General features: G+C 62.1%; 24 protein-coding genes and 2 tRNA genes. 7 read left to right on the top strand and 19 right to left on the bottom strand.

The window, feature by feature from the left end:
- Positions 1–862: 862 nt before the first annotated feature.
- From ACNFBT_RS24185 to ACNFBT_RS24140, 10 genes are all read right to left on the bottom strand, one after another.
- Positions 863–939 (bottom strand) — tRNA-Pro (locus tag ACNFBT_RS24185).
- 85 nt (positions 940–1,024) lie between these two features.
- Positions 1,025–1,381: a MerR family transcriptional regulator gene (locus ACNFBT_RS24180; protein ID WP_015476661.1), complete on the bottom strand. Its 357-nt coding sequence runs from the start codon at positions 1,379–1,381 to the stop codon at positions 1,025–1,027.
- On the bottom strand, positions 1,362–1,664 hold the full coding sequence (gene ihfA, locus ACNFBT_RS24175; RefSeq protein ID WP_003090661.1) for an integration host factor subunit alpha: 303 nt from the start codon (positions 1,662–1,664) through the stop codon (positions 1,362–1,364). The genes ACNFBT_RS24180 and ihfA overlap by 20 nt, the downstream gene beginning before the upstream one ends.
- Before the next feature lie 3 nt (positions 1,665–1,667).
- The gene (gene pheT, locus ACNFBT_RS24170) at positions 1,668–4,046 is read right to left on the bottom strand and encodes a phenylalanine--tRNA ligase subunit beta (protein ID WP_416753237.1); all 2,379 of its coding nucleotides are present in this window, start codon (positions 4,044–4,046) and stop codon (positions 1,668–1,670) included.
- 34 nt (positions 4,047–4,080) lie between these two features.
- Positions 4,081–5,097: a phenylalanine--tRNA ligase subunit alpha gene (gene pheS / locus ACNFBT_RS24165; protein ID WP_017516492.1), complete on the bottom strand. Its 1,017-nt coding sequence runs from the start codon at positions 5,095–5,097 to the stop codon at positions 4,081–4,083.
- A gap of 97 nt (positions 5,098–5,194) precedes the next feature.
- Entirely contained in the window at positions 5,195–5,551 is a 357-nt protein-coding gene (rplT, locus tag ACNFBT_RS24160; protein ID WP_003099086.1) for a 50S ribosomal protein L20, read from the bottom strand.
- A gap of 21 nt (positions 5,552–5,572) precedes the next feature.
- A complete protein-coding gene (gene rpmI / locus ACNFBT_RS24155) occupies positions 5,573–5,767 on the bottom strand; it encodes a 50S ribosomal protein L35 (protein WP_205334978.1) in 195 nt (64 codons plus the stop codon).
- A gap of 60 nt (positions 5,768–5,827) precedes the next feature.
- Positions 5,828–6,379, bottom strand: a complete 552-nt coding sequence (infC, locus tag ACNFBT_RS24150) for a translation initiation factor IF-3 (RefSeq protein WP_207887006.1) — start codon at positions 6,377–6,379, stop codon at positions 5,828–5,830.
- Complete coding sequence (gene thrS, locus ACNFBT_RS24145; protein WP_416753236.1) at positions 6,379–8,301, bottom strand: threonine--tRNA ligase; 1,923 nt, start codon at positions 8,299–8,301, stop codon at positions 6,379–6,381. Before thrS ends, infC begins: the two co-directional genes overlap by 1 nt.
- Before the next feature lie 244 nt (positions 8,302–8,545).
- Complete coding sequence (locus ACNFBT_RS24140; RefSeq protein ID WP_416753235.1) at positions 8,546–9,379, bottom strand: alpha/beta fold hydrolase; 834 nt, start codon at positions 9,377–9,379, stop codon at positions 8,546–8,548.
- A gap of 241 nt (positions 9,380–9,620) precedes the next feature.
- Here ACNFBT_RS24140 and ACNFBT_RS24135 point away from each other — a divergent pair, with 241 nt between their 5' ends.
- Together ACNFBT_RS24135 and ACNFBT_RS24130 are read left to right on the top strand one after the other, a co-directional pair.
- Entirely contained in the window at positions 9,621–9,974 is a 354-nt protein-coding gene (locus ACNFBT_RS24135; protein ID WP_416753234.1) for a histone-like nucleoid-structuring protein, MvaT/MvaU family, read from the top strand.
- A 442-nt stretch (positions 9,975–10,416) separates the two neighbouring features.
- Positions 10,417–10,641, top strand: a complete 225-nt coding sequence (locus ACNFBT_RS24130) for a hypothetical protein (protein WP_275607839.1) — start codon at positions 10,417–10,419, stop codon at positions 10,639–10,641.
- A 78-nt stretch (positions 10,642–10,719) separates the two neighbouring features.
- On the opposite strand, the gene ACNFBT_RS24125 is transcribed toward ACNFBT_RS24130, so the two are convergent.
- Together ACNFBT_RS24125 and ACNFBT_RS24120 are read right to left on the bottom strand one after the other, a co-directional pair.
- Positions 10,720–11,241, bottom strand: a complete 522-nt coding sequence (locus ACNFBT_RS24125) for a DUF4946 domain-containing protein (protein ID WP_416753233.1) — start codon at positions 11,239–11,241, stop codon at positions 10,720–10,722.
- A gap of 119 nt (positions 11,242–11,360) precedes the next feature.
- Positions 11,361–11,437 (bottom strand) — tRNA-Val (locus ACNFBT_RS24120).
- A 186-nt stretch (positions 11,438–11,623) separates the two neighbouring features.
- On the opposite strand from ACNFBT_RS24120, the gene ACNFBT_RS24115 reads away from it, so the two are divergent.
- Positions 11,624–12,907, top strand: coding sequence for an NAD(P)/FAD-dependent oxidoreductase (locus tag ACNFBT_RS24115; protein ID WP_416753232.1), 1,284 nt, complete (start codon positions 11,624–11,626; stop codon positions 12,905–12,907).
- Between the two features lie 59 nt (positions 12,908–12,966).
- Here ACNFBT_RS24115 and ACNFBT_RS24110 read toward each other — a convergent pair whose 3' ends face one another.
- From ACNFBT_RS24110 to moaA, 6 genes are all read right to left on the bottom strand, one after another.
- Positions 12,967–13,911: a PA2778 family cysteine peptidase gene (locus tag ACNFBT_RS24110; RefSeq protein ID WP_416753241.1), complete on the bottom strand. Its 945-nt coding sequence runs from the start codon at positions 13,909–13,911 to the stop codon at positions 12,967–12,969.
- 11 nt (positions 13,912–13,922) lie between these two features.
- Positions 13,923–14,282, bottom strand: a complete 360-nt coding sequence (locus ACNFBT_RS24105) for a PA2779 family protein (protein WP_416753240.1) — start codon at positions 14,280–14,282, stop codon at positions 13,923–13,925.
- Between the two features lie 168 nt (positions 14,283–14,450).
- A complete protein-coding gene (locus tag ACNFBT_RS24100) occupies positions 14,451–14,936 on the bottom strand; it encodes a hypothetical protein (protein WP_416753231.1) in 486 nt (161 codons plus the stop codon).
- Entirely contained in the window at positions 14,933–15,268 is a 336-nt protein-coding gene (locus ACNFBT_RS24095) for a low molecular weight protein tyrosine phosphatase family protein (RefSeq protein WP_416753230.1), read from the bottom strand. The genes ACNFBT_RS24100 and ACNFBT_RS24095 overlap by 4 nt, the downstream gene beginning before the upstream one ends.
- Before the next feature lie 59 nt (positions 15,269–15,327).
- The gene (locus ACNFBT_RS24090; protein WP_416753229.1) at positions 15,328–16,155 is read right to left on the bottom strand and encodes a substrate-binding periplasmic protein; all 828 of its coding nucleotides are present in this window, start codon (positions 16,153–16,155) and stop codon (positions 15,328–15,330) included.
- Between the two features lie 64 nt (positions 16,156–16,219).
- Complete coding sequence (moaA, locus tag ACNFBT_RS24085) at positions 16,220–17,215, bottom strand: GTP 3',8-cyclase MoaA (RefSeq protein WP_416753228.1); 996 nt, start codon at positions 17,213–17,215, stop codon at positions 16,220–16,222.
- A gap of 198 nt (positions 17,216–17,413) precedes the next feature.
- Between moaA and ACNFBT_RS24080 the strand changes: the two genes are divergently transcribed.
- On the top strand, positions 17,414–18,067 hold the full coding sequence (locus tag ACNFBT_RS24080) for a TetR/AcrR family transcriptional regulator (RefSeq protein ID WP_416753227.1): 654 nt from the start codon (positions 17,414–17,416) through the stop codon (positions 18,065–18,067).
- A gap of 255 nt (positions 18,068–18,322) precedes the next feature.
- Here ACNFBT_RS24080 and ACNFBT_RS24075 read toward each other — a convergent pair whose 3' ends face one another.
- Positions 18,323–18,754 carry a GlcG/HbpS family heme-binding protein gene (locus tag ACNFBT_RS24075; RefSeq protein ID WP_416753226.1) on the bottom strand — a complete coding sequence of 144 codons (432 nt, stop codon included), beginning with the start codon at positions 18,752–18,754 and terminating at the stop codon, positions 18,323–18,325.
- Positions 18,755–19,093: 339 nt separating this feature from the next.
- On the opposite strand from ACNFBT_RS24075, the gene gcl reads away from it, so the two are divergent.
- The 3 genes from gcl (at position 19,094) to ACNFBT_RS24060 (ending at position 22,757) form a co-directional block, all read left to right on the top strand.
- The gene (gene gcl, locus ACNFBT_RS24070) at positions 19,094–20,869 is read left to right on the top strand and encodes a glyoxylate carboligase (RefSeq protein ID WP_416753225.1); all 1,776 of its coding nucleotides are present in this window, start codon (positions 19,094–19,096) and stop codon (positions 20,867–20,869) included.
- A 96-nt stretch (positions 20,870–20,965) separates the two neighbouring features.
- Entirely contained in the window at positions 20,966–21,748 is a 783-nt protein-coding gene (hyi, locus tag ACNFBT_RS24065) for a hydroxypyruvate isomerase (RefSeq protein WP_275607849.1), read from the top strand.
- A 118-nt stretch (positions 21,749–21,866) separates the two neighbouring features.
- A complete protein-coding gene (locus ACNFBT_RS24060; protein WP_416753224.1) occupies positions 21,867–22,757 on the top strand; it encodes a 2-hydroxy-3-oxopropionate reductase in 891 nt (296 codons plus the stop codon).
- Positions 22,758–22,920 lie beyond the last annotated feature (163 nt).

Here is a 22,920-nt window from a genome sequence, read left to right as displayed (position 1 = left end):
TGATAATCAGTCGATCATCAGTCTTACATCACAAGCACCCACACGAATTGCTTGATTCGACTTGTTAAAGAGCAGTTGGTTGATTCTTTCGTCTCAACCGAGGCGCGCATTTTACAGCAGCACCTCATCTTGTCAAGCGCTATTTTCGAAAATTTTCTTTTCTACTCAACCGCTTGCGCTTCGGAGAAGGAAGCCTTCCCACCAGCGGGAGGCGCATTCTACAGCGATCAGGATCACTGTCAAGCACCTCGGCGATCTTCTTTTCGACTCACCGCCGGAGCAGCGAAGGAAAAGTGGCAAGCGATTCACCTGCCGGACCACCGCTCTCAACTTCGAACATCTGTAAGTGCCTGATTTTCAAGCTCTTTCAGCGCTTCGTCGCTGCGAGTGGTGCGCATTATAGGGACTTAAAAAGACCCGTCAACGACTTTTTGCAGAAAGATGACAAATCTCCCTTCCCTGACTTATATAGAAGCAAACCCTTCCGGCGACCGCGCACCTCCAGTAGCACCGATGACGGACAGGCTCAAGCCGGTACGCCGCCACCTCCCTCTTCTCAGCTGCCTCTTCTATATAGAGAAGGCTCCCCACGATCTTACACCTCAGCGACGAAGTCCTCCCCACCCGCCACGACTCCCAGCATGCCCCCACCGCGCCTTCATGACCTGGGCCGACCAACGCATCGGCGTCATCAAGCGGCAAGGCGAAATCTGGATTGCGCGACGGGACCTACCGACCTTCTTGGCGGCTCAGGATGATTGAGCACTGAGGGATGCGCCGAGCTAGCGGTCGATATAGGGAATTTTTACGGGAAGAGAAATGCAAAAAGGCCGGTTCATTGCTGAACCGGCCTTTTCAAATTTGGTCGGGACGGAGTGATTCGAACACTCGACCCCTTGCACCCCATGCAAGTGCGCTACCAGGCTGCGCTACGCCCCGACGTTGCGACCAGGTTGCCCTGGAAGCGGATCGCACTATACCCCAAGCGATTGCTTCGGAGAAGTACTTTTTTCATTTTTTTCAGTTACTTGCGCAGGACGTGCAGCACGTCCTCCAATTCGGCGATCATCTGCCGGATCAGTTGCTTGTACTGGGTGGCGTCCTCGCGTGCTTCGTCGCCGGTGAGACGCTGGCGAGCGCCGCCGATGGTGAAGCCCTGGTCGTAGAGCAGCGCGCGGATCTGGCGAATCATGAGCACGTCCTGGCGCTGGTAGTAGCGCCGGTTACCCCTTCGCTTGACCGGGTTGAGTTGCGGGAACTCCTGTTCCCAGTACCGCAGCACGTGCGGCTTCACCGCGCAAAGATCGCTTACTTCACCGATGGTGAAGTAGCGTTTGCCCGGAATGGGGGGCAGCTCGTCGTTATGACTTGGTTCCAGCATAAGCCTCAACCCTGGCCTTCAGTTTCTGCCCTGGACGAAAGGTGACGACGCGCCGGGCTGTGATCGGGATTTCCTCTCCCGTCTTCGGGTTGCGTCCGGGACGCTGGCGCTTGTCGCGCAGGTCGAAGTTGCCGAAACCCGACAACTTCACCTGTTCGTTGTGCTCCAGCGCTTGGCGGATCTCTTCGAAGAAGAGCTCCACCAGTTCCTTGGCTTCCCGCTTATTCAGGCCCAGCTCTTCGTACAGACGTTCAGCAATTTCAGCTTTCGTCAGAGCCCCCATACGCTACTTCCTTAACGTGGCGTTGAACCTTTGTTCCAGCGAGGCGACGATATTCTGCGTAGTCGCGTTCACCTCGTCATCATTAAGAGTGCGTGATGGATGCTGCCAGGTCAAGCCAACGGCCAAGCTTTTTCTAAGCGGATCAATGCCTTTACCGTGGTAGACGTCAAACAACCTGAGATCCGTCAGCCATTCGCCCGCCGTTTCACGGATATTGGCCAGGACGAACTCGGCCGGAGTATCCAGATCGACGATGAGGGCCAGGTCACGGCGCACTTCGGGGAAGCGCGACAGTTCGCTGAATTTCGGCAGGCGCCCCCTGGCCACTTCGGCCAGTACCAGCTCGAAGACGTAGACCGGACGATCCAGGTCCAGCGCCTTGGCCAGCTCCGGGTGCAGGGCGCCCAGGTAGCCGACCAGCACGCCATCGCGGTCGATCTTGGCGGTCTGGCCCGGATGCAGCGCCGGATGCTCCGCCGGGGAGAAGGTGAAGGCATCGATGGCGCCGGCATTACCCAGCAGCGCTTCAACATCGGCCTTCACGTCGAAGAAGTCGACGCTCTCACGACCGTTGGCCCAACCTTCCGGTTGACGGGCACCGCAGACGACGCCGGCCAGCATGTTTTCCTGCACCAGCCCGTCCAGCTGACCGACGAAGCGCAGGCCGCTTTCGAACAGGCGCACGCGGGTCTGCTGGCGGTTGAGGTTGTGCTGCAGGGACTTCACCAGACCCGGCCAGAGCGAGGCGCGCATGGCGGCCATGTCGGCGGAGATCGGGTTGGCCAGCATCAGCGGCTCGACCCCAGGATGGAACAGCTGGAACAGCTTGGGATCGATAAAGCTGTAGGTGATGGCTTCCTGGTAGTCGCGGGCGACCAGCAGACGGCGCAGCGCCGGCAGTTCGGCCTGGGACTCGGACTTGGTGTTCGGCGCCAGGCGGGCCTGCGGGTAGCGAACCGGCAGACGGTTGTAACCGTACAGACGGCCCAGCTCTTCGATCAGGTCGACTTCGATGGAGACGTCGAAGCGATGGCTCGGCACGCCGACGGTCCAGGCATCAGCACCGGCTTTCTGGACATCGAATTCTAGGGCGGTGAGCAGACGCTCGATCTCGGCGTTTTCCAGCGTCATGCCCAGCATCTGGGTGACGCGCTCAGCGCGCAGGGTGACCGGAGCGACCTTGGGCAGGTCGGCTTCGCTGACGGCCTCCACGATCGGGCCGGCTTCGCCGCCTACGATCTGCAGAAGCAGTTCGGTGGCGCGCTCCATGGCACGACGGGCCAGCTGCGAGTCCACACCACGCTCGAAGCGATGCGACGCATCGGTGTGCAGGCCATAAGAGCGGGCTTTGCCGGCAACGGCGATGTTGTCGAAGAAAGCGCTTTCGAGGAACAGATCGCGGGTTTTGGCGCTGACGCCGCTGTGCTCGCCACCCATCACGCCGGCGATGGCCAGGGCGCGTTCGTGGTCGGCGATCACCAGGGTGTCGGCACGCAGGGTGACTTCCTGACCGTCGAGCAGGACGAGCTTCTCGCCCTCCTCCGCCATGCGCACGCGCACACCGCCCTTGATCTCGTTGAGGTCGAAGGCGTGCATCGGCTGGCCCAGTTCGATCATCACGTAGTTGGTAATGTCGACGGCGGCGTCGATGCTGCGGATGTCGGAACGGCGCAGGCGCTCGACCATCCACAGGGGAGTCGGCTTGCTCAGGTCGACGTTACGAACGACGCGGCCGAGGTAGCGCGGGCAGGACTTGGGCGCCATCAGTTCAACGCTGCGCACTTCGTCGATCTGCGGGGCAACGGCGTTGACCACCACCGGCTTGACCTCGGCGCTGTACAGCGCGCCGACTTCGCGAGCAAGGCCGGTCAGGGAGAGGCAGTCGCCACGGTTCGGGGTCAGGCCGATCTCGATGGAGGCGTCGTCCAGCTCGAGGTAGTCGCGGATGTTGGCGCCTACCGGCGCATCCGCGGCGAGCTCCATCAGGCCGGCGTTCTCTTCGCTGATTTCCAGCTCTTTGGCCGAGCAGAGCATGCCGTTGGATTCAACGCCGCGCAGCTTGGCCTTCTTGATCTTGAAGTCGCCCGGCAGTTCGGCGCCAATCATGGCGAAGGGGATCTTCAGACCCGGGCGCACGTTGGGCGCGCCACAGACGACCTGGAAGGTCTCCGAACCATTGCTGACCTGGCAGACGCGCAGCTTGTCGGCGTCCGGGTGCTGTTCGGTCGACAGCACTTCGCCCACGACCACGCCGCTGAACTGGCCGGCGACCGGGATCACGGCGTCGACCTCAAGGCCCGCCATGGACAGACGAGCCACCAGCTCGTCACGGGATACCTGCGGATTTACCCAGCTCCGCAGCCACTGTTCACTGAATTTCATCCTGCTCTCCTAAATGCGTTGACGGTCTTGCGGGCTAGCGGAACTGGCCGAGGAACCGCAGATCGTTGTCGAAGAACAGGCGCAAGTCGTTCACGCCATAGCGCAGCATGGCCAGACGCTCGATACCCATGCCGAAGGCGAAGCCCTGGTATTTCTCGGGGTCGATGCCGGACATGCGCAGCACGTCGGGGTGGACCATGCCGCAACCCATGACTTCCAGCCAGCCGGTCTGCTTGCAGACGCGGCAACCCTTGCCACTGCAGAGCACGCACTGGATGTCGACTTCCGCCGAAGGTTCGGTGAAGGGGAAGAAGGACGGACGGAAGCGGACGGAGAATTCCTTCTCGAAGAAGGCACGGAGGAATTCCTCGATGGTGCCCTTGAGGTCGGCGAAGCTGACGTCTTCATCGACCAGCAGACCTTCGACCTGGTGGAACATGGGCGAGTGCGTCAGGTCGGAGTCGCAGCGGTAGACGCGGCCCGGGCATACAATGCGAATCGGCGGCTTCTGGCTTTCCATGGTGCGGACCTGTACCGGCGAGGTATGGGTGCGCAGCAGCATGTTCGCATTGAAGTAGAAGGTGTCGTGCATGGCACGAGCCGGGTGGTGGCCCGGAATGTTGAGCGCTTCGAAGTTGTGGTAGTCGTCTTCGACTTCCGGACCCTCGGCCACTTCATAGCCGATGCGGGTGAAGCACTGCTCGATGCGTTCCTTGGTGCGGGTGACCGGATGCAGGCCGCCGGAGGACTGGCCACGGCCCGGCAGGGTCACGTCGATGCGCTCGGCTGCCAGCTTGGCGGCGAGGGCGGCGCCCTCAAGCTCAGCCTTGCGGGCGTTCAGCACATCCTGAACCTTTTCCTTGGCGACGTTGATCAGCGCGCCGACCTTGGGGCGCTCTTCGGCCGGCAGGTCGCCCAGGGTCTTCATGACCTGGGTCAACTCGCCTTTCTTGCCGAGGTAGTGAACCCGGATCTGCTCCAGGGCGTTGACGTCTTCGGTGTTTCGCACGGCATCCAGGGCCTGCGAAACCAGCGCGTCCAGGTTTTCCATGTACCAACTCCAGATACAAAATAGGGGAAGAGCGGTAAGGCTCTTCCCCTATCGGTGACGTTACGTCCGGACCGAGATCCGGTAACTGTCGTGGGGCTTAAGCCAGGCTGGCCTTCGCTTTCTCGACAATTGCGGTAAACGCCGCTTTTTCGTTCACAGCCAGATCGGCCAGTACCTTACGGTCGATCTCGATGGCCGCCTTCTTCAGGCCAGCGATCAGACGGCTGTAGGACAGACCGTTCTGACGAGCACCAGCGTTGATACGGGCGATCCACAGGGCGCGGAACTGACGCTTGCGCTGACGACGGTCACGGTAGGCGTATTGGCCAGCCTTGATTACCGCCTGCTTGGCAACGCGGAACACGCGCGAACGCGCGCCGTAGTAGCCTTTTGCGAGCTTCAGGATCTTCTTGTGACGACGACGGGCAATCACGCCACGCTTAACACGAGCCATTTATCTATCCTCTACCAGAAATCAACGCAGACGCAGGGAGCGTTCTACACGGCGAACGTCGGAAGCAGCGAGCAGCGAGGTGCCGCGCAGCTGACGCTTACGCTTGGTGGTCATTTTGGTCAGGATGTGGCTCTTGAAAGCGTGCTTGTGCTTGATGCCACCAGCAGTCACTTTGAAGCGCTTCTTGGCGCCACTCTTGGTTTTCATCTTTGGCATGTTTAGTACTCCGCATTCGTTAACAACTGATAACCATCAGGCCTGCCAGTGCCCGGGAGGTTATTTACGCTTCTTGGGAGCGATGACCATCATCAGCTGGCGTCCTTCCAGCTTGGGATGCTGTTCCACGGTGCCGAATTCGGCGAGGTCGGTTTCGACCCGCTTCAACAGCTCCATGCCCAGCTCCTGGTGGGCCATCTCACGACCACGGAATCGAAGCGATACCTTGGCCTTGTCCCCTTCATTAAGGAAACGTACCAGGTTGCGTAGTTTTACCTGGTAATCCCCTTCTTCCGTCCCTGGACGAAACTTGATTTCTTTGATCTGTTGCTGGTGCTGGTTCTTCTTCGCAGCGGCAGCCTGCTTCTTCTTCTCGAAGAGGTGCTTGCCGTAGTCCATGATGCGGCAGACAGGGGGCACCGCATCAGCAGAAATTTCCACCAGGTCCAGCTTGGCCTCGTCGGCTTGACGGAGGGCCTCGTCGAGGGAGACCACGCCAATCTGCTGACCGTCAGCACCAATCAGACGAACCTCACGGGCGGTGATGTTCTCGTTGATCGGCGGTTTCGGGAGAGCCCGCTTATCCTGTCTCATTTCACGCTTAATAATGATTACTCCGAGTCTTGGCGACCACGCCGGGAAACCGCCTGAGCCAGCAGCTCAGCGAACTGGGCGACCGGCATCGAGCCGAGGTCTGCCCCTTCGCGCGTACGTACGGCGACGGCCTGCGATTCAACTTCCCTATCACCGATAACCAACAGATAGGGAACCTTGAGCAAAGTATGCTCGCGGATTTTAAAGCCAATTTTCTCGTTTCTCAAGTCAGACTTGGCACGGAATCCGCTTTGCTCGAGCTGACGCACCACTTCTTCAGCCCATTCGCCCTGCTTGTCAGTGATATTCATCACCACCGCCTGGGTCGGTGCGAGCCAGGCCGGGAACAGGCCGGCGTAGTGCTCGATGAGCATGCCGATGAAGCGCTCGAAGGAGCCGAGGATCGCACGGTGCAGCATGACCGGACGGGTACGGCTGTTATCTTCGGCGATATAGCTGGCATCCAGACGCTCCGGCAGGTTCGGGTCGTACTGCAGGGTGCCGCACTGCCAGTTACGGCCGAGACAATCCTTCAGGGTGAACTCGATCTTCGGACCGTAGAAGGCGCCCTCGCCCGGCTGGTATTCCCACTCCAGGCCGGATTCATTCAAGGCATCGGCCAGCGCGCTTTCGGCGCGATCCCACAGCTCCTCGGAACCGACGCGCTTGGCCGGACGAGTGGAGAGCTTCATGGAAACATCGGTGAAGCCGAAGTCCGAATAGACCTGCAGGGTCAGCTTGATGAAGTCGGCCGCTTCCTTCTTTACCTGCTCTTCGGTGCAGAAGATGTGGGCGTCGTCCTGGGTGAAGCCACGCACGCGCATGATGCCATGCAGCGCACCGGACGGCTCGTTGCGGTGGCAGGCACCGAATTCAGCGAGGCGCAGCGGCAGATCGCGGTAGGACTTCAGGCCCTGGTTGAAGATCTGCACGTGGCACGGGCAGTTCATCGGCTTGACCGCGAAGTCGCGACTTTCCGACGAAGTGGTGAACATGTTCTCGGCGTAGTTGGTCCAGTGCCCCGAGCGCTCCCAGAGGATGCGGTCAACGACCTGCGGGGTGCGGACCTCCACGTAACCGTGATCACGCTGCACCTTGCGCATGTACTGCTCGAGCACCTGGTAGACGGTCCAGCCGTTCGGGTGCCAGAAGACCATACCCGGCGCTTCTTCCTGGAGGTGGAAGAGGTCGAGCTGCTTGCCGATGCGGCGGTGGTCACGCTTCTCGGCTTCCTCGATGCGCTGGATGTAGGCGGCCAGCTGCTTCTTGTCGGCCCAGGCGGTACCGTAGACGCGCTGCAGCTGCTCGTTCTTCGAGTCACCGCGCCAGTAGGCGCCGGAAATCTTGGTCAGCTTGAAGGCTTTCAGGAAGCGAGTGTTCGGCACGTGCGGGCCGCGACACATGTCCACGTACTCCTCATGGAAGTACAGGCCCATGGCCTTCTCGTCCGGCATGTCGTCGATGAGGCGCAGCTTGTACTCCTCACCACGGGCCCTGAAGGTCTCGATGACTTCGGCACGCGGCGTCATCTTCTTGATGACGTCGTAGTCCTTCTCGATCAGCTCGGCCATGCGCTTTTCGATGGCAGCCATGTCTTCCGGGGTAAAGGGGCGCTCGAAGGCAATGTCGTAATAGAAGCCTTCGTCGATCACCGGACCGATGACCATCTTCGCAGTCGGGTACAGTTGCTTGACCGCATGGCCCACCAGGTGAGCGCAGGAGTGGCGGATGATTTCCAGCCCGTCCTCGTCCTTCGGGGTAATGATCTGCAGGGTCGCGTCGCTGTCGATGATGTCGCAGGCATCGACCAGGCGGCCGTTGACCTTGCCGGCCAGGGTGGCTTTCGCCAGGCCCGCGCCAATGGATTGCGCCACCTCGGTCACGCTGACCGGATGATCGAAGGAACGCTGACTACCGTCGGGAAGAGTAATGATGGGCATGGCGCCTCCTCTCCTAGTGGTGACCCCTACGAAAGGCCACATGGGTTGGGATGTGCCAGTAAGCGTCGCCCGCCGGGCAGGCCTGCCTCACAGTGGCAGGCGCCTTGTCGGCACCCTGCGCTTTCGCGCGCGGACGGAGATCACTGGAAGAAATCGGATAAAACCCGCCCGCGAACGATAGCGGGCAAGGCGTGCGATGTTACTGCAACTTTCGATGACTGACGAGCGGCAGCCCTGACTTCGCTCAGTATTGGTCGACAAATTCCAGCACGGCGCGATTGAAGGACGCCGGACGAATCACATTCATGCCGTGGGAGGCACCGGAAATCATCGAAGTACGGACATCGATCAGCGCCGATTGCAGCGCCTGGATAATGCGCGGAAATGGCTCCGGACTCTTCGCCCCACCAATCAACAGAACCGGCAATTGCAGCTGATCAAGTTGAGCATTGGAAATCGGCTGCGGATGATCCGCCACCTGCCCGACCAGGGTCATGGCATTGGCGGTGGCCATTTCGCGGAATTGCTGTGAAGAACGCTCCCACACACCCGCGCCACTTACCGTATCGACGAATAGCTGCAACCCTTCGCCAATTTGCCCCGTGCGAATCATGCTCAGCGCCTGCTGGCGAAACTGATTACGCTCTACCGGAGATATGGGCGACACCAGGCCCGCCATACGAAATACGTCTTCCGTAAAGTCTCCACCCGGATCGGCCAGCGTCAGGGAGCGCAACTTGTGCGGCGCCGCCAATGCCACTCGCAGACAGAGGTTGCCGCCACGCGAATGGCCGAGCAGATGCACAGGGCCCGGCAATTGATCCAGCAACGCAAGCAGATCACTCACATGCTGCTCCGTCGTGAACCCCGCACCCTCTCCATCCCACTGCTCAGGGAAATAGTGGCGCAGACTGGGCGCCACCACACGATAGTGAGCCGACAACGCGGCGAACTGCCCCTGCCAATAGCGGTAATCGCAGAGCGACCCATGAACCAGCACAAGCGGCACCCCCTGCCCCGCCGCCAGGCACGTGAGCTCATAATCATTGACCCGATACCGCACAATCTCGTTATTCATCCAGCACTCGCACTCAACGCACCACAATAAAGCACACAGTATTCAGAGGGGATTGGCAGGTGCCACCCCTTTAATCAACGCATTATCCCTCAAGAAACAACTAATCTGCGCCCCGGATAACAGGCCTAAGGATTTAAGACGCATTGTCCGAATCGCAACAATTCATATCCATAGTTGACGGCGATAACGACAAGAACAGAGAATCGCCCCCACAATTCACCCCTGCCGACGGGAGCATATGATGTCCAAACTTGCGGAATTCCGCGAAGCCGAACGCCAGCTTAAAGAACAACTGGCCCTGCTGGAAAAACTCAAGAATGACAGCAGCCTGAAAAAGGAGCTGGAGTTCAAGGACCAACTGCAAGCCCTGATGGACCAGTACGGCATGAACCTGCGTAATGTCATCAACATTCTTGACCCGCAGACTACCGGCGAACCGGCACCGATCCAGCATCGCCGCAGCCGCCAGCTGAAGACCTACAAGAACCCGAATTCCGGCGAAATCATCGAGACCAAGGGCGGCAATCACAAGACCCTGAAAGCCTGGAAACAACAGTTCGGCGCTGAAACCGTCGAATCCTGGCTGCAGAAGTAAGAAAAAAGCCGCAGCGCGCTCCCGCCCTGCGGCTTTTCTTTACCAACTCGCAATGATTCTGACCAACGGCCGCACATCAACTGGCCATTGCCGACAGAAATCCATATAATTCCGGACGCGAGTACCAAACCCAAGGTCGCCCCTCCCAGCACTCCCCTACCTTGATCCAGGGTTGAAGCTGGGCACTACAGGGCCACGGCCAGCGCCTCCTCAGCATCGATTCCAGAGCACGTCAGCCGCGCCAGGAAAGTTTGCCCGAGCGATAGCGCCTACGTCAGTTCAACTGCCTTTACCCAACCCTGCAGACTGACGCGAACCGACCCTCAAGTTTCCATTCGCTGCCATATTCCGGTCACACGCTTTCTGCATCCTCAGATTGCACCCGGAGCTTTTTACGATTTCGACGGTCATAGGACCGTTACCTATTTGGAAAGACAAGACAATGAAAACCTCCCCGCATATCCAGGAGGCGATTCGCACCCTTTCGGTGGCCTTCGCTCCTCTGAACTGCGTCATCCAGGCCAAGCGCAAGCACGGCTTCAGCTTCACGCTGGTGAACGAGCATGGCATCGCCAAGCACACCGAGCGCCTCTATCCCCAGCAGTACCAGGCCGAAGCGCCACTGCAAGCGGTCATCGAGCGCGTGCAGGCCACCCTCGCCGCCTGAGCCTGAAAATGAAAAGCCCCGCCGAAGCGGGGCTTTTTGCTTTCTGCCTTCTATATAAGGCAGCAACCTGCCTGAGCGTCAGCGCAGGCTGATCCCCGCCTTCACCGACTCAATCTCTCCCGCGAGCGCCGTATAGCGCTCCGCCGGCGCCGCATAGGACAGCGAGTAGGCCGCGCCATCGCCCAAGGCCACCTGCAGAGTCTGCTTCAGCACCTCAGTGCCGTTCCGACTGATGCCGCAATGCACCTCCAATCCATCCAGACCACCCAGCTGCACCACCCGGGGCTTGCTGCACGCTGCCTGGAAACCCTGGCGGAGAAAGTCCTTCTGCAGCGCCTTGCGCATCTCGACGATGACCTTCTCTACGTTAATAGAGGAATCGCCCCCCAAACGACTGCGCGTAACTTCCATGACCAGCTCCTGGGAGCCATCCTCAGCCAGGCGCACACCACGCTGGCGAATCAGCGGAGCATCAGCCACCACTTCTTCCGGCGAGCGCGAGACATTCCAGCCCTCCGGCCAGATCACCTGCATCTCCGCCAGCGCCGGCGCCGACGCCAGCAGCGCGCCGAGCAACAACCAGGATCGTAGACCGCTCATTACCACCTCCAACCACACCCCAGAGGACACCATAACAGGCGCACCGACTTTTCTGCGGACAAACGAAAAGGGCGATCCTTTCGGATCGCCCTTTTCGCAACCGCCGGAGCGGCTATGTTTGGTAGGCACAATTGGACTCGAACCAACGACCCCCACCATGTCAAGGTGGTGCTCTAACCAACTGAGCTATGTGCCTGTCGTGTGGGGCGCATTCTACGCGATCGTTTTGGAGCGTCAAGCACTTTTTTCCGCTAAGCCACTGAAAAAGTGAATTTTTTTATGTTCGACCGTCCGTAAATTATTTTGCACGGGCACTAGCCGGCCCGATTCGACTCAGGTAGCATCCACCCATCTCGTAAAAAATAACAAACACAGGTGCATTATGCCGCACACTCCCTACCCCACTTCCTATTACGCAGCCTCGGCCAACCCGGTCCCGGCCCGCCCTGAACTGCAGGGCGAGGTGGAGACCGATGTCTGCGTAATCGGTGCAGGCTACACCGGCCTGTCCACCGCGCTGTTCCTGCTGGAAAACGGCTTCAAGGTCACCGTACTGGAAGCCGCCAAGGTCGGCTTCGGCGCTTCGGGCCGTAACGGCGGCCAGATCGTCAACAGCTACAGCCGCGACATCGACGTCATCGAACGCAGTGTCGGCGCCAAGCAGGCTCAACTGCTGGGCCAGATGGCTTTCGAAGGCGGCCGCATCATTCGCGAGCGCATCGCCAAGTACAACATCCAGTGCGACCTGAAGGACGGCGGCGTGTTCGCAGCCCTCAGCGCCAAGCAGATGGGCCACCTGGAGTCCCAGAAGAAGCTGTGGGAGCGCTTCGGCCATACCCAGCTGGAACTGATGGACGCCAAGCGCATCCGTGAAGTCGTGGCCACCGACAGCTACGTCGGCGGCATGCTCGACATGAGCGGCGGCCACATCCACCCGCTGAACCTCGCCCTGGGCGAAGCCGCAGCCGTGGAATCCCTGGGCGGCGTGATCCATGAGCAGTCCCCTGCCGTGAAGATCGACCGTGGCGCCAACCCGGTCGTGCACACTCCGAAAGGCCGCGTGAAGGCCAAGTTCGTGGTGGTTGCCGGTAACGCCTACCTGGGCGGCCTGGTGCCGGAGCTGGCATCCAAGTCCATGCCGTGCGGCACCCAGGTGATCACCACCGAGCCGCTGAGCGCCGACCTGGCCAAGTCCCTGCTGCCGCAGGACTACTGCGTCGAGGACTGCAACTACCTGCTCGACTACTACCGCCTCACCAGCGACAACCGCCTGATCTTCGGCGGCGGCGTGGTCTACGGTGCGCGCGACCCGTCGAACATCGAGGCGATCATTCGTCCGAAGATGCTCAAGGTCTTCCCGCAACTGAAGAACGTCAAGATCGACTTCGCCTGGACCGGCAACTTCCTGCTGACCCTATCGCGTCTGCCGCAGGTTGGCCGTATTGGCGACAACATCTACTACTCCCAGGGCTGTTCCGGCCACGGCGTCACCTACACCCACCTGGCGGGCAAGGTGCTGGCCGAGGTCCTGCGCGGCCAGGCCGAGCGTTTCGACGCCTTCGCCACCCTGCCGCACTACCCCTTCCCGGGCGGCCGCATGTTCCAGGTTCCGTTCTCCGCGATCGGCGCCTGGTACTACACCATGCGCGACAAGCTGGGCGTCTGACGCTCCGCTTAAAGAAAAACGGCGCCTTATGGCGCCGTTTTCTTTTTCGGGAGAGCGAATCAGCTCCCCGGGCACGCAGGAAGCGACTCGCAGCGCGCCGAGGGATTTGCCGTCCCAGCAGGCGCCACCGAAAAGCGCGAATCCGCCGGCGCCAGACGGGCCGCACAGCTACCCGCCTCCCGCGCCTGCTGCGGACAGCCCCGCTCGCCCAGCACATTGCCCAGGTTGAACCAGCCCGCGGCGAAATCGGGGCGTGCGCCCACGCTATGCCGCAAGGCGGATTCCGCCTCAGCCAGGTGACCACCCGCATACTGCGCATTGGCCAGGGCGAACCAGCCCAGCGCATCCTGCGGCCAGGCTTGCGTGGCCTTGTGATACGCCTGCTCCGCCAGGGCCGGCTGGCCGGTCTCCTCCAGATCATGCGCAGCGCGCAGCCATGCAGTGGGCTGCGCCGTGGCCGGCAGGCGATCCGCCGGCAAGGTCAGCACCGCCCAACGCTTGCTGCGTGCCCAGGTGACATCGAAGGCGGTGAAGTCGATCACCATCCGTTCGGTGATCCCGGAACGCAGGATCAGTTCGTGGCGCTGTCGATCGAAACCGACCACCACCGCGAAATGCCACACCGGCAGCCAATCCAGGCCCTGGTTCTGCAAGACCAGCACCGGATTACCCGCCGCCACTTCGCTCAGCACATCCTCCAGGCGCGGCCGCAGCGGATACACCAGCATGCCCTTCTCCCGCGCCGCCGCCACCAGCTCCACCTGCAAGCTGCCCTGGCGTTGCGGAAGGAACACGCGCTCCTTCAACTGCCGCGGCGTAACCCTCACGCCGCGCTGGTTGAGCATGGTCGCCAGTGCGGCGGGGCCGCACTGGAACTCCTGCTGTGGGAAGAACTGCACATCGCGCAGCTCCACCCGCTCGGGCAGCGTCTCGACAGAAGACGGCAATTTCGGTGCCTGCGCGCAGCCACCCAGCGCCACGGCCACCGCCAACGCGGCAGCCATGGCCCAGCGACTCAACGCTGGCACCTGACGAAGGTGAAGATGTGGGTGATGCAGAGCACGTCAGTGATGATGAAGATCAGCAGGAACAGCAGGATGATGCCGATGATGCCGCCGGCGGGTGCCTGGTCCAGTTGCTGGTTGAATTGCGCCAGCTCCTCATTGGAGAGGCTCTTGATGCGTTGCTCGACCTTGCTGCGCTCAACGCCCATGGACTGCAGCTTTTTCTGCACACCCTGGTCATCGAGCATCTTCAGCAATTGTTCACGGTCAACCTGCTGTTGCTGCGCCTGCAGCACCTCGCCGGTAGCGACCATGCTCGCCTGTGCCAGCGGAACCTCCGCCACCACGCCCAATTGCGCCAGCACCAGCATGGCTGCAAGGCTCTTCACCCGCTTTGTTATGGTCATTCTGGGTTTCCTCATCTTTGACTACTTGCACGTAAGGCACGAGGTGCTGCCGCTCGGCGCAAAAGCCGGCAAGCCGCAACGCTCCGCCATGTCGGCGCCAACCGCTGGGCCGCTAACTATTAAGATGCTAGGTCAGGAAAAGAGTTCGAAACGTAATGCGCGCCAATCGGCGTCGAGATGCCCCAGATAGACGCAAGCATGGCCGCGGGGAAAGAGAATGTGCTCGCCCCCGAAGCCGCCGCCCTCCACGCGCAGCAGGCGCCCCCAGGGATGATGGCTGATGCGACCGCGCACATCGGCGACCGCGCCGCCGCGCCACCAGTGGATCGCCGCCTCAGCATCCTCGATGCCTTCGGGCTGCTCGATGCGCACCGGCTCGTCGCGCCAGTTGATCACGCGCCGGGGCTCGAAGCCGGCTTGCAGCTCCAGCGGCAGGGGCATGACCCACCAGGCGCCGTCGCGCTCCTCCAACTGGACGGCCAGCTCACACCACTGTGGCTGCTCCAGCGCCCAGAGCAGATCGCCGTCGATTTCCAGTGAAGGCTCGGGCTGTGCCTGAATGCGGAAGCTGGGGCAGACCAGCACGCCCTCGCGCAGCGGAATGCGGATCTCGCTCATGCCCCCTCCCGCCGCAGGAAGGGACCGGCCTTGCGCTCCAGCAGGAGCACCAGTTCCGGCTGCAGGTAGGCGTAGTCGTCGGGGATGTCCAGGCACACCAGGCGCTTGCCGCGCATCGCCGCAGGGAAACGGCGCAGCAACGTCTGCCGCTGGCGGCGCTCCATGACGAAGACCAGATCGGCCCAGTCCAGTTGCTCGGCGCTCAGCAGGACCTCGGCGTCCGGCGCCAGCCCAGCGGAGTCGGTCTCGACCTCCGGCCAGCTGGCGAAGACGGTTTCGGCGGTGGGGCTGCGCAGGCGATTGCGGCTGCAGATGAACAAAGCGCGGCGCACTTCATCCTCCCTACGGCTGGCGCGCGAACGGCAGCGGCGATTCTAGGGAAGATGACGGCTCAGGGCGAGGCCGGCACCTTCTGTTTTGCTTTCTGGCGTTCGAGGAAGTCCACCTTCCACTGCTCGACACCCAGATGCTCGGAGTCGAGGTTTGCCTCGACGCCGTACCTGGTCTTGAGTGCGGCGACCTCCTTGGCGTGCTCGACGAGGAAGCGGTCGAAGCGATCGATCAGCTCGCCGTGCTTCACCGTGGAGAGCTGGAAGGAGCTGCGGGTGTGCGGCAGCGACGGGTCGAACACCAGCGCACCGGGACGCGCCCGGATGTTGTCCAGGTAGTAGGTGGCGACCACCACGTTGAAATAGGCGCCGTCGGCCTGCTTCTTCAGCGCGGTATGGATCATCTGCCGCAGGTCGGCGCTGGGCTCGATGCCGATCTGCCCGGACTGCACCTTTTGTTCGTAACCGCGCGGGGTCCAACCTTCCACCAGCGCGAGGCGCTTCAGCGCATCAACGCCCTGGCCGACGCGATCCGGCGCCACCAGCACGCCGTCGACGTACTGGGTTACCGACTGGCTGTAGCGCAGCGACTTGGCGACCTTCTGCTCCGGCGCCCAATCGGGGTTGTCCGGGTATTTGAAATCGACCTCGCCCTTGAGCAACGCCGGCAGCAGCGTTTCCACCGGCAGCGGGCGGTACTCCAGGGTGATGCCAGTGGTGGTAGCGAAGAGGTCGAGCAGGTCGCGGGCAAAGCCCTGGTAATGACCCTGCGCATCAGTGACGTAGTGCGGTGCAAATGGCAGGTTCTCGACGCCGACCACATAGGTCTGCGCCATGGCCCCGGTGGAAACGATGCTGGCGAGCGCCCAGCAGAAAGCCTTGAGCTTCAAAGTACCCTCCTGGTGACATTGTTGTTGTTCTGTCGGGCGGACCGGGCGACCCGCCGTGGCGGACTCAGCCGCCGGTCATGCTCATGAACCGCAGCACCTGCACCTGCTGATCGGCTTCGAAGTGGTGACGCTCGGGCTTCAGGTGCAGCGCCTCCATCAGCGCGGCACGCAACCGCGCGACATCGCCTGGGTGCTCACGCAGCAGCCGGCGCAGGTCCAGCGCGCCTTCATGGCCCAGGCACAGCACCAGCTTGCCTTCGGCGGTCACCCGCACGCGATTGCAGTCGCCGCAGAAATTATTGCTATGCGGGGAAATGAAGCCGATGCGGCTGTCGTAACCATCGATGCGATAATAACGCGAAGGCCCGCCGCTGCGCTCAGGCGTCGGCAGCAGCTGCCAGCGCTCGGCCAGGTGCGCACGCACCTCGTCGCTGCTGCACAGGGTGAGCTTGCGTTCGTGGCTGCTGACGGCGCCCAGCGGCATCTCTTCGATGAAACTGATGTCGATGCCCTTGCCCAGGGCGAATGCCACCAGGTCGCAGACCTCATCGTCATTACGCCCTTTCTGCACCACGGTGTTCAGCTTGATCCGCTCGAAGCCCGCGTCCCGCGCGGCATCGATGCCATCGAGCACTTGCTCCAGCTTGTCGGCGCGGGTGAAGGCGGCGAAGCGCTCGCGGCGCAGGGAGTCGAGGCTGATGTTCAGCCGGCGCACTCCCGCGGCGCGCAACTCAGCCGCGCGCTCGCGCAGCTGAGAGCCATTGGTGGTAATGGCCAGGTCGTCCAGTTCCGGGCGCGCGCCCAGCTTCGCCAGCAGGCCGGTCAGCCCCTTGCGCACCAGCGGCTCGCCGCCGGTGATGCGGATACGGCGCACGCCCAGGCCGATGAAGGCATCCGCTACCGCTTCCAGCTCTTCCAGGCTCAGCACCTGATCGCGCGGCAGGAACTGCATGTCTTCACTCATGCAGTAGGTGCAGCGGAAGTCGCAGCGGTCGGTGACCGACAGGCGCAGGTAGGTGATGCGGCGGCCGAAGGGATCGACCAGTTGGGAGTCAGGCATGGGCAGTCAGGTTCCGGTTGGCAGGCTGGCCAGACGAAAGTGCGCTAGGAATACAGGAGTTGTGGACCGATGTATACATGAATTCGACCCACAAGTCAGGAAATTGCCGCAAACCCTCGCCTTGAGAGGGCTACAAGGCCGGTGCTACCATGCCCGGCTAAGTTGGGCAACAACAGCAGCACAAGAAGACCAGCATCCATGACCAGCATTCGCGAGCGTAACCGGCGCCTCATCCTGCGCGCAGCCAGTGAGGAATTTGCCGAAAAGGGATTCGCGGCGACCAAGACCAGCGACATCGCCGCTCGCGCCGGCCTGCCCAAGCCTAACGTCTACTACTACTTCCAGACCAAGGAAAACCTCTACCGCTGCGTCCTGGAAAGCGTCGTCGAACCCCTGCTCCAGGCGTCCGCGCCGTTCCGCGAGGACGACGAGCCGGGTGAAGCGCTAAAAGCCTACATCCGTTCCAAGGTCAGGATTTCCCAGGAGCTGCCACATGCCTCCAAGGTGTTCGCCAGCGAACTGATGCATGGCGCGCCGCATCTGCCGAAGGAGTACCTGGACGAGCTGAACGCCCAGGCCCAGCGCAACATCGCCTGCCTGCAGAGCTGGATCGACCGCGGCCTGCTCGCCCCGGTGGACCCGCATCACCTGCTGTTCACCATCTGGGCGGCGACCCAGACCTACGCCGATTTCGACTGGCAGATTTCCATGGTCACCGGCAAGACCAGCCTCAGCGATGCCGATTTCGAGGCCGCCACCGAGACCATCACCCGCCTGGTGCTGCGCGGCACCGCGCCGGACAACGGTAACGAGCACAAGCCCCAGGGGCGTTTGCGGCCGTTGTCGATCTGAGTGCACCGCGTCGTACGAACGCCATAACGACGCAGGAACGTCCGGCGCGCGAAGTACCGCGCGCCCTTCCCGCCTATCTGTATCGCTCTTCGCCCATACTGCAGAAATCCACGCCCCACAAACGCGCAGGAGCGAGCTTGCCCGCGAACCCGCTTCACGCCTGAAATTTCCGGCGTAATCGAAGATTCGCGAGCAAGCTCGCTCCTACAAGGAAAGCGCTGGGCGCGCGGTGAACCGCACGCCCTTCCCGCCTTATCAGCCCGCGTCGGCTACCAGGCCGAGCGCCTGCACACCACGGATCGCGCACTGCTCGTCGATATCAGAGGCGTCGCCACTGATGCCGATCGCGCCGATCACCTCATTGGCCGAGTTACGGATCAGCACGCCACCCGGTGCGGGGACCACATTGCCCTGCGCCAGGGTGTTCACCGCCGCAATGAAGGACGGGCGCTGTTGCGCGTCCGCCGCCAGCACGCGCGACGACTTGCCCAGCGCCACGGCGCCCCAGGCCTTGCCGATGGCGATCTGCGGACGAAGCATGCTCGCGCCGTCCTCCCGCTGCAGGGTCACCAGGTGTCCGCCGGCGTCCAGCACGGCGATGGTCAGCGGCGCGGTGGACAGCTCGCGGCTGGCGGCCAGGGCCTGGCGGGTGATGTCCAGCGCGGTTTCCAGACTGATGGTGGTCATGGGGGTTTCCTCTTCAAGGTTGATAAGTCAGGGGCGCGGACGGCACTGGCGATTCGCCTGCACACATCCGCATCAGAAATCTGTACGCAATCTAGTAGCCGAACGCCCCGACCAAAGCAACACAAAAGGACAATGAGCACCTATTTTTGTATACATTTTTTCAAACGATAGTTTGACCTGCAGATCAACTTTTAGCACAAGATACTGATTTAAATGGCTTTCTAAGAAAAATGACCACTCAGTCCGACGTATACAACCCGTCTTGACCTTCTCACCGGAGCCTGCATAGAATCGCCTCAACTTTTGTACACAATCAGTATAAGAACCGAGGAACAAAATATGGCCAGAATGAGAGCAATCGAGGCTGCCGTACTGGTGATGCGCCGCGAAGGTGTCGATACCGCCTTCGGCGTGCCGGGCGCCGCCATCAACCCCATGTATGCGGCCATGAAGAAGCTCGGTGGCATCGACCACGTCCTGGCTCGCCACGTCGAAGGCGCGTCGCACATGGCCGAGGGCTACACCCGCACCACCGCCGGCAACATCGGCGTGTGCATCGGCACCTCCGGCCCTGCCGGCACCGACATGGTCACCGGCCTGTACTCGGCCTCCGCCGACTCCATCCCGATTCTCTGCATCACCGGCCAGGCTCCCCGTGCGCGCATGCACAAGGAAGACTTCCAGGCCGTGGACATCACCAGCATCGTCAAGCCGGTGACCAAGTGGGCAACCACCGTTCTGGAGCCGGGCCAGGTGCCCTACGCCTTCCAGAAGGCCTTCTATGAAATGCGCAGCGGCCGTCCGGGCCCCGTGCTGATCGACCTGCCGTTCGACGTGCAGATGGCCGAAATCGAATTCGACATCGACGCCTACGAGCCCCTGCCGGTCAACAAGCCGAAGGCCTCCCGCGCCCAGGCCGAAAAAGCCCTGGCCCTGCTCAATGACGCCGAACGTCCGCTGATCTGCGCCGGCGGCGGCATCATCAACGCCGATGCCTCCGACAAGCTGGTGGAATTCGCCGAGCTGACCGGCGTACCGGTAGTCCCGACCCTGATGGGCTGGGGCACCATCCCGGACGATCACCCGCTGATGGCCGGCATGTGTGGTCTGCAGACCTCGCACCGCTACGGCAACGCCACCGTTCTGGAATCTGACATGGTGTTCGGTATCGGCAACCGCTGGGCCAACCGCCACACCGGTTCGGTCGACGTCTACACCGCGGGCCGCAAGTTCGTCCACGTGGACATCGAACCGACCCAGATCGGCCGCGTCTTCACCCCGGACCTGGGCATCGTTTCCGACGCCGGCTCCGCACTGGAAGTCTTCCTGGAAGTAGCCCGCGAGTGGAAAGCCGCCGGCAAGCTGAAGGACCGCAGTGCCTGGGTGGAATCCTGCCGTGAGCGCAAGCGCACCATGCAGCGCAAGACCCACTTCGACAACGTGCCGGTCAAGCCGCAGCGCGTCTACGAAGAGATGAACGAGTTCTTCGGCAAGGACACCTGCTACGTCAGCACCATCGGTCTGTCGCAGATCGCCGGCGCCCAGTTCCTGCACGTGTACAAGCCGCGCCACTGGATCAACTGCGGCCAGGCCGGCCCGCTGGGCTGGACCATTCCGGCTGCCCTGGGCGTGGTCAAGGCCGACCCGAGCCGTCAGGTCGTCGCGCTGTCGGGCGACTATGACTTCCAGTTCATGATCGAAGAACTGGCCGCCGGTGCGCAGTTCAACCTGCCGTACATCCACGTGCTGGTGAACAACTCCTACCTGGGCCTGATCCGTCAGGCACAGCGCGGCTTCGAGATCGACTACTGCGTGCAACTGGCGTTCGACAACGTCAACGCGCCGGAGCTCAACGGCTACGGCGTGGACCACGTCGCCGTCGTCGAAGGTCTGGGCTGCAAGGCCATCCGCGTATTCGACCCGGAGCAGATCGGCGCCGCCTTCGTCCAGGCTCGCGAGCTGATGCAGAAGCACCGCGTGCCGGTAGTCGTGGAGGTCATCCTGGAGCGTGTCACCAACATCTCCATGGGTACCGAGATCAACGCGGTGAACGAGTTCGAGGAACTGGCGCTCAAGGGTGCCGACGCCCCGACCGCCATCTCGCTGCTGGATTGATCCCCCCGCGGGAGAGGCGCCGCAAGGCCCTCTCCCCCGACCCTCTCCTTGCCGAGAGGGGGCTGTTCGAGCAACACGCCATCAAGGAGTCACACAATGCCCCGTTTCTGCGCCAACCTGTCCATGCTGTTCACCGAGGTGGACTTCCTCGACCGCTTCGATGCCGCCGCCAAGGCCGGCTTCACCGGTGTCGAGTACCTCTTCCCCTATGACGTCGAGGCCGAGGTGATCAAGGCCCGCCTGGACGCCAACAAGCTCGAACAAGTGCTGTTCAACCTGCCCGCTGGCGACTGGGCCAAGGGCGAGCGTGGTATTGCCTGCCACCCGGATCGCGTCGAGGAATTCCGCGCCGGCGTGGACAAGGCCATCGCCTACGCCAAAGTGCTGGGCAACAAGCAGGTCAACTGCCTGGCCGGCATCCGTCCGCAGGGCTATGACTGCGCGACCATCGAGAACACCTTCCTGAACAACCTGGAGTACGCGGCGGACAAGCTCGAAGCCGCGGGCATCAAGCTGGTCATGGAAATGATCAACACGATCGACATTCCCGGCTTCTACCTGAAGAACACCCAGCAGGCCCTGGAGCTTCGCGAGAAGGTCGGCAGCGCCAACCTGTTCCTGCAGTACGACATCTACCACATGCAGATCATGGAAGGTGACCTGGCCCGCACCATGGAGAAGAACCTCCCGGCCATCAACCACATCCAGCTGGCCGACAACCCCGGCCGCAATGAACCGGGCACCGGCGAGATCAACTACCGCTTCCTGTTCGAGCACCTGGACCGCATCGGCTACCGCGGCTGGATCGGTTGCGAATACAAGCCCAAGACCACCACCGAAGCCGGCCTGGGCTGGCTGAAGAGCCACAACGTCATCTGATGTTTTTTTGCTGGGTTCCCGCCTTCGCGGGAATGACGGAGAAACCGAACCTTTCCAGCGTCACCCCCGCAAACGCGGGGGCCCAATAAACCAACAAGAACAACCAGGAGAATTCCTCATGGCCAAAATCGGATTCATCGGCACCGGTATCATGGGTCTGCCCATGGCGCAGAACCTGCAGAAAGCCGGCCACCAGATCTTCGTCTCCACCCACCACGACGCGGCTCCCGCCAGCCTGGTAGAAGCCGGCGCCATCGCCCTGGCCACGCCCAAGGAAGTCGCCCAGGAAGCCGAGTTCATCATCGTGATGGTCCCGGACACCCCGCAGGTCGACGACGTGCTGTTCCGCAAGGACGGCATCGCCGAAGGCGTGGGCCCGAACAAAGTCGTGATCGACATGAGCTCGATCTCCCCCACCGCCACCAAGACCTTCGCCGAGAAGATCAAGGCCACTGGCGCGCAGTACCTGGACGCCCCGGTTTCCGGCGGTGAAGTCGGTGCCAAGGCCGCGACCCTGAGCATCATGGTCGGCGGCTGCCCGAACACCTTCGAGCGCGCCCTGCCGCTGTTCCAGGCCATGGGCAAGAACATCACCCGCGTCGGCGCCAATGGCGACGGCCAGACCGCCAAGGTCGCCAACCAGATCATCGTCGCCCTGAACATCCAGGCCGTCGCCGAAGCCCTGCTGTTCGCCGCCAAGAACGGCGCCGACCCGGCCAAGGTACGTGAAGCGCTGATGGGCGGCTTCGCCTCCTCGCGCATCCTCGAAGTGCACGGCGACCGCATGGTCAAGGGCACCTTCGATCCGGGCTTCCGCATCAGCCTGCACCAGAAGGACCTGAACCTGGCCCTGGCCGGCGCTCGCGAACTGGGCCTGAACCTGCCCAACACCGCCAACGCCCAGCAAGTGTTCAGCACCTGCGCGGCCATCGGCGGCAGCAACTGGGACCACTCCGGCCTGATCAAGGGCCTGGAGCACATGGCCAACTTCTCGATCCGCAAGGACTGAGCGTTGCCCATTGGATCCCCGCCTTCGCGGGGATGACGAAAGCGGTGCGGGGCCGGACGTTATGGGAGTGATGTCCGGACCTTGCAGGGCACGTCTCCCCCGCGAACGCGGGGGACCGGAAACCAGCGTCGAACACCCGGCCGTAGGGAATCACGGCCTCGCC

The organism is Pseudomonas sp. NY15181, assembly GCF_048068055.1.
Lineage (GTDB): Bacteria > Pseudomonadota > Gammaproteobacteria > Pseudomonadales > Pseudomonadaceae > Pseudomonas.
The sequence above is the reverse complement of the archived record's forward strand: the minus strand, read 5'-3'. Positions and strand labels throughout refer to the sequence as shown.